Source organism: Clostridium weizhouense, from assembly GCF_019431045.1.
Classification (GTDB): domain Bacteria; phylum Bacillota; class Clostridia; order Clostridiales; family Clostridiaceae; genus Clostridium; species Clostridium weizhouense.
This window is the reverse complement of the sequence record NZ_JAHXPT010000028.1, coordinates 1-6,901: the sequence shown is the minus strand read 5'-3', so window position 1 is coordinate 6,901 and position 6,901 is coordinate 1. Positions and strand designations below refer to the sequence as shown.

The following is a 6,901-nucleotide window of genomic DNA, read 5'->3' as shown; positions in this document are numbered from 1 at the left end:
CGAACAGGACAGTTAAGATCTATAGCGCCGAAGGTACTGCATGGGAGACTGTGTGGGAGATTAGGACATTGCCAGGTTTATTTGCGTGATTAGCTCAGTTGGTAGAGCACCTGACTCTTAATCAGGGTGTCCAGGGTTCGAACCCCTGATCGCGCACCAAAGTAAAGACTACTGAATTATCAGTGGTCTTTTTGTTTTATAAACTTTGTTAAGTAAAGAAAAAATAAATATTCACAATTGCAAAAATTTATAAACATATTTTTATAAATTTATATAAAAATGTGGATAACTTTTAAGTGGCATTATTAAAATCCATTATATAAAAATAAAAAGTGTTTAAACTAATAATAATTATATTAATTATTAAGGAGGATAAAATATGGCTTTAGATAAAAGTAAGATTGCCATAGTAGGAGCAGGCTTGGTTGGTTCTACAACTGCTTTTAGTTTAATTACTCAGGGAGTATGTGATGAGATATTAATGATAGATATTAATAAGGAACGTGCTTATGGAGAAGTAATGGATTTAAATCATTGTATTGAATATTTAAATAGAAATACAAATGTTATAACAGGAACTTATGAAAATTGTAAAGATGTAGATATTGTTGTTATAACAGCTGGTCTACCACCAAAACCAGGACAAACAAGATTAGATACATTAGATTTATCAGCTCAAATAGTAGAATCTATTGTAAATCCTATAATAAAAAGTGGGTTTAATGGGTATTTTATTATTGTATCTAATCCTGTTGATATAATAGCTCATTATGTATACAAAATATCAGGCTTACCTAAAAATCATATTATAGGTACAGGTACTTCTGTAGATTCAGCTAGATTAAAAAATTTTATTGCTGATTTAATAAATGTAGATCCTAGAAGTATTCAAGCTTATTCAATGGGAGAACATGGTGATTCTCAAATGGTACCATGGTCTCATGTAACAGTAGGAGGAAAATCGTTTAATACAATTTTAGAGGATAATAAAAACTTATTAGGTAAAGTAGATTTAGATAAATTAGTATTGGATACTGCTAGAGCAGGTTGGGAAGTCTATGATAGAAAAGGAACAACATATTATGCAATCGCTGCTGCAACAGTAGCGATAATAAAGGCAATTATGTATAATGAAAATAAAATAATACCTGTATCTACATTGTTAGAAGGAGAATATGGAGAATATGATGTTTTTTGTGGAGTACCATGTGTTTTAAATAGTGAAGGTGTTAAAGATATATTAGAGATACATCTTACTGATGATGAATTAAATAAATTTAAGAGTTCAATAAATATAATAAGAGAATATACGGATAAAATAATTAAAAAAATTAAATAATAGTTATATGTAGATAATATTGAAATATAACAAAAAATAAAAGAATAGATATATGTTTAAAATAGAGAATAAATCAGTATTTAGGCGTATGTTAGATATAATGTCGATATACGTCTAAATAAGAGGTTGACATAATAATCTAAACTCTATATAATAATATCTTGTTGAGGGCATTACTTCAACGAAAGAGAAAACTAAAATGAATATCTGGTGATGATGGCATAGAAGTAACACTCCTACCCATTCCGAACAGGACAGTTAAGATCTATAGCGCCGAAGGTACTGCATGGGAGACTGTGTGGAAGATTAGGACGTTGCCAGGTTATATGGTTCACTAGCTCAGTCGGTAGAGCACATGACTTTTAATCATGGTGTCCCGGGTTCGATTCCCGGGTGAGCCACCAAAAATCACTTCGTAAGAAGTGATTTTTTATTAGACTTGCTTAGTATTTATATATAGATAGAGCCTTTGCTTAAATTTAGCAAAGGCTCTATATTATTTTTATAATTATAATAATAAGTTACATGCTCTATCAAGGATACCATTAAGTTCTGCTAAGGCTACACCAAAATTAGTTATTGGTGTGTTATGTCCTTTAATAACTTCTAGTCTTGATAATAGTTGTCTTCTTGTAAACATGCAAGCACCACAATGTATTATAAGCTTAAATTCAGATAAATCCTTTGGAAAATCCGTTCCTGCTACATTTACTATATTTAATTTAGCACCAACTTTTTTCTCTAATAATATAGGAAGCTTTTCTCTAGCAATATCTCCTTTTTTAGCATGATGTGTACAAGATTCAGCAATCAAGATTTTATCACCAGCTTTTAAATTATTAATTGTTTTAGCACCATCAACAAATAGTTTAAGATCTCCTTTATATCTAGCCATTAATATAGAAAATGAAGTTAATCTAATATCATTTGGTATAATTTCATTTACTTTTTTAAACATTTGAGAATCTGTAATTACTAAAGATGGTTCTTTTATTATTTCTAATATATCATTTAACTCAGTATCTTTTACTGTTAAGGCCATAGCATCATTATCAAGGATATCTCTTATTATTTGAACCTGAGGTAATATAAGTCTTCCTTTGGGTGCTTGTATATCCTGAGGAGCAACTAATATTACTCTATCTTTAGGTTTTACAATATCGCCAAGAATTGTTGGCATTTCAAAATCTATAGGAGCACTATTTATAAGTTCTTCCTTAAATTTACCGATATTTATTTTATTTTTAGAACTTACCTCCACAAATGGAATATTAAATTTATTTTTTAACATGTCGATATTATTAACACCTAAATCAATCTTGTTTACGACACCTATAACAGGTATATTTTTAGATCTTAAATCGTTGAACCATTCTTTTTCTTCTTCTATATTATTATCATTAGGAGAAAATACAAGAACAGCTAAATCAGTTTTTTGAATTACATCTTTAGTTTTTTCTACTCTTAAATTTCCTAAATCTCCGACATCATCCAAACCAGCAGTATCAATTATTAAAATAGGTCCCAAAGGTAATAATTCCATAGCTTTAGAAACTGGGTCGGTAGTAGTCCCTGGAGTATCAGAAACAACAGAAATAGGTTGATTTGTTAAAGCATTAATTAAACTAGATTTTCCAACATTTCGTTTACCAAATATAGATATATGAAGTCTATTTGCTTTTGGTGTATTAAACATAATAAAGGTTCCTCCCTTAAACTAATTTTTTGTAATTGCGGATTTTACAGATACATTTTTTAAATTTCCAAGTTTTCCTGTTAAAGAACTAATTTCATCTGTACTACCATCAACTATAATAGAAATTACTGAGATCTTTCTTTCTTTATAAGGTATTCCCATTCTTCCAACAATAATTGAAGAAAAATTATGTAGTATTTCATTCACAGCTGGAGCTGATAACAAATCTTCAATTACAATTGCAACCACACCCACTCTTGTATTCATAAAGTTACACCTCTTTGATTTTTAGATTTCTTTTTTATTCTTTAATTTATTTATTTATAAGTTTTTAAACTAAGTTTGAATATAACATAGTTGATACTATAATTTCATTATAATTTTTTAAAGAATAAAAAATCTTCTACAATAATTGTAGAAGATTATTAAAACATCAAGAAATATACCTAAATTTATTAGGTATTGATTTATACTTTTTCCTCATGCTTAGAATGCTCCTTACAATTAGATCTTAGATTACTAAATTTATAAATATAACATTCCAAAGAATTTGAAAGAAACACCAACAATATTCTTCAGAATTTTAATATTTATAAAATTGTAGCATAATACATAAGTATAAATCTATAATTTTAATTATTTATTTTTAAGTAGTTTAAACTTACTGTTTATATCCTTCTTTGTAAAATTTAAAAATCTTTTTAATGATTTTAAATCATCTTTAAAATTACTATCTTCTTCAGATGACAGATAACCATTGTTAGATAAAGTAAGAATAAAAAATAGTATTCCTAAATTAATGTATATGTCTTTTATATCGGCAATAAATAAATTACTAATTCCTATGAAGTCTAAACTTCCTCCATAAAATATCTTATCAATTAAAGAACACAATGCTCCACAAAATATAAACATAAAACACATATCAGCCCAAAAGTCTTTATTACCCCTATATAAATAATACCTATATGCTTCAATAAAAATAAAAAGTGAAATAATATTAAATAATATTAATATAGGAAAACTAACTCCAGTACCAAATCTTGCATTTAACCAAGAACCATCAGTATTAATAATTGGATTAAATGATAATAAGTTAGGAATTATATTAATAAAACTATTAAACCAAAATAATTTTATTAATATTTTAATGCCTTGATCTATAAACATTAAAAAAATAAAAATTTTTGTCATTGAGCTTAAAGTGAAGCCTTCTACATTTTTATTTGAAATTTTATAAATAAAAACACCAACTATAGCAAATACGAACATAATACCGATATTAAGAAGTATAGTTGGAAAATTGTTAATTCTATTAGTAAACAATTCAAATAAAAAGTAGAGCATCCACATTACTGGTAGAACAGCTATAGTTAATAACTTTTTAGTTTTCATAATTATCCTCCATATTAACTATGAGTATAAAAAATTTATATTAATTACTCATACTAAAGTTTATCACACAAAATGAAAAAATTCACTACTATTAAAATATGTAGAGTTGGTTTAATATATAAAGTGAATACGAATTTATAGAAAATAAAAAATATTTCAATAAATTAATATGGTATTGGCTTTGGGTAAAATTAATGAGAAAGAAGGAATAAAATATGTTAACTATTTTTGCAGTATCAGATTCTATAGGAGAAACAGCTCACCAAGTTGCTATTGCTGTATCTAGTCAATTTAAAGAAGAAATAGAAGTAAAAAGGATTCCTTATGTAAAAACACTAGAAGATGTAGAAGATGTAGTAAAGGCTGTAGAAAAATGTGAAAACAGTATTATAATATCTACTATAATTACTGTTAGTGCAAGAGAGTATTTAACTCAAAAGGGAGTTGAAAAAAACATTTCAGTAATGAATGTTTTAGGACCAATGATTAATGTTGCATCATCAATATTAAATACTCAACCTGAATATAACCCAGGAGCAATGAGAAAAATTGATGGAATGTATTTTAATAGAATAGAAGCTATGGAATTTGCAATGCAATATGATGATAGTAAAGATTATAGAGGATTAAAAAATGCAGACGTGGTTTTAGTTGGAGTATCAAGAACATCTAAAACGCCTCTTAGTATGTATTTAGCTAATAAAGGAATAAAAACAATAAATATACCTTTAATGCCAGAGGTAAGTGTACCTGAAGAATTATATGAGATAGATAGAAAAAGGATATTTGGATTAACGATAAATCCTCTTCAATTAATTGAAATTAGAAAAAGGAGACTTGATAAATTTCATAGAATAACTTCTGACATAAAATATGCAGGAGATGAAAGAGTATTAGAAGAATTTGAGTTTGCAGATAAAATAATGAGAAAATTGGGGTGTAAAACAATAGATGTAACACAAAGAGCTATTGAAGATACGGCATTAATTATATTAGAAGCTATTGGATATCATAAAAATGCACGTAATTAAAGAACTTTAATTCTATTTGTAGCATAATTTAGTTATATAAGTATAGTAATTTGAATTACAGTCTCTGGGGAGAGTGATTGTTTATGAAAGTAGGTTTAGTATTAGCTGGGGGAGGAGCAAGAGGTGCATATCAAATAGGAGTATGGAAAGCTTTAAAAGAATTAAAAATTGATAAACATATTAGTGTAGTATCTGGAACATCTATAGGTGCATTAAATGCAGTATTATTTTGTCAAGGAGATTTAGAGAAAGCTAATGAAGTTTGGCATAATATATCTAAAGAAAGCGTACTTCCAATAAATGAAAAAGATTTAAATATTAGAGGCTTTTTAATATCACTTGGATTAAAAAATATGAACTTTATAAAAAAATATATGCCTAAGACGCTTGAAATGGGTAATTTATCAAGAAAAGGCTTATTAGATATAATGGATAATTATATAAATTTTTCGAAGTTAGAAAAAAATAATAAAATTTGCTATGCTGCATGTACAGAAATAGACAGTTTTCAACCTAAATATTTTAAAATTAACGATTATAATGAACAGAGCATTAGGAGTATTTTACTAGCAACATCAGCATTGCCTATGATTTATGAATCAGAAGAATTTGAGTCAATGAAATATTTAGATGGAGGTATGGCGGACAATGTACCTATTCAACCTGTATATGGTGAAAATTGCGATATAATAATAGTTATACATCTTTCTAAAGAGTCTAAAATAAATAAAAAATTATTTCCTAATACTAAAATAATAGAAATTACACCATCATCTATGGATGAAGGTGTACTAAATGGCATATTAGATTTTGTTCCAGAAAGTGTAGAAAAGAGAATCAATTTAGGATATAGTGATACATTAGATTATTTAAAACCAATTATTGAGTTAGGATTACTAACTAATAAATATAAGAAATCTATTAAAACTGATAAAGAGAATTTTTTTAGCGCTATAATAAAGAAACAATTCATAAAATAAGAATTTAAAGCTATCTTAAAAAAATAATATTTAAGATAGCTTATTTTTTTGAAGTAGGTTTTTATAGTTATCAAATATACAAATAAAAATTATTAACATAAAATACAATGAATTGAAATTGAGATTTTGTATATAATTAAATTTATAGAACAATATATGATTTTGTAACTTGTTTCTATAATTAATACATAGTTGTAACTTAAATAAAAATAAATATAGAAATAATGTTGACAATATATATTTAAAGTGTTAAGATAAAACACGTCGCTGAGAGATGCAAACTATAAAAAGATAAAACATTTGAAAATAAAGTTTTAGTAAAAATATAGTTGACATTTAAAAAAACAAGTGATATACTAAGATAGTCGCTTGGATGTGACACAAAAAAACAAAAGCTGACAACGAGAGTTGAAGCGAAAGAAAATGGTCTTTGAAAATTGAACAGAATATAAAAAATACA

6 protein-coding genes, 2 tRNA genes and 2 rRNA genes are annotated in these 6,901 nt (G+C 26.6%); 7 read left to right on the top strand and 3 right to left on the bottom strand.

All coding sequences use genetic code 11. The features are described from left to right. The 5 genes from rrf (KYD98_RS18560) to KYD98_RS17895 all read left to right on the top strand — a co-directional run. Positions 1-77, top strand: a 5S ribosomal RNA gene (rrf, locus tag KYD98_RS18560); the annotation flags it as partial. A gap of 6 nt (positions 78-83) precedes the next feature. Then, positions 84-159, top strand: a tRNA-Lys gene (locus tag KYD98_RS17910). Positions 160-379: 220 nt separating this feature from the next. Further along, the gene (locus KYD98_RS17905) at positions 380-1,339 is read left to right on the top strand and encodes an L-lactate dehydrogenase (protein WP_219781413.1); all 960 of its coding nucleotides are present in this window, start codon (positions 380-382) and stop codon (positions 1,337-1,339) included. Between the two features lie 206 nt (positions 1,340-1,545). Further along, a 5S ribosomal RNA gene (gene rrf / locus KYD98_RS17900) occupies positions 1,546-1,662 on the top strand. 5 nt (positions 1,663-1,667) lie between these two features. Then, positions 1,668-1,743, top strand: a tRNA-Lys gene (locus KYD98_RS17895). Between the two features lie 104 nt (positions 1,744-1,847). Here the strand turns inward: KYD98_RS17895 and hydF are convergent. The 3 genes from hydF to KYD98_RS17880 all read right to left on the bottom strand — a co-directional run bounded on the left by hydF (position 1,848) and on the right by KYD98_RS17880 (position 4,430). Then, entirely contained in the window at positions 1,848-3,035 is a 1,188-nt protein-coding gene (hydF, locus tag KYD98_RS17890) for a [FeFe] hydrogenase H-cluster maturation GTPase HydF (RefSeq protein WP_219781412.1), read from the bottom strand. Between the two features lie 21 nt (positions 3,036-3,056). Continuing rightward, positions 3,057-3,302 carry a TM1266 family iron-only hydrogenase system putative regulator gene (locus KYD98_RS17885; RefSeq protein WP_219781411.1) on the bottom strand — a complete coding sequence of 82 codons (246 nt, stop codon included), beginning with the start codon at positions 3,300-3,302 and terminating at the stop codon, positions 3,057-3,059. Between the two features lie 369 nt (positions 3,303-3,671). Further along, complete coding sequence (locus KYD98_RS17880) at positions 3,672-4,430, bottom strand: signal peptidase II (RefSeq protein WP_219781410.1); 759 nt, start codon at positions 4,428-4,430, stop codon at positions 3,672-3,674. 215 nt (positions 4,431-4,645) lie between these two features. On the opposite strand from KYD98_RS17880, the gene KYD98_RS17875 reads away from it, so the two are divergent. Then, positions 4,646-5,461, top strand: coding sequence for a pyruvate, water dikinase regulatory protein (locus KYD98_RS17875; protein ID WP_219781409.1), 816 nt, complete (start codon positions 4,646-4,648; stop codon positions 5,459-5,461). 83 nt (positions 5,462-5,544) lie between these two features. Further along, positions 5,545-6,441: a patatin-like phospholipase family protein gene (locus KYD98_RS17870; RefSeq protein WP_219781408.1), complete on the top strand. Its 897-nt coding sequence runs from the start codon at positions 5,545-5,547 to the stop codon at positions 6,439-6,441. Positions 6,442-6,901 lie beyond the last annotated feature (460 nt).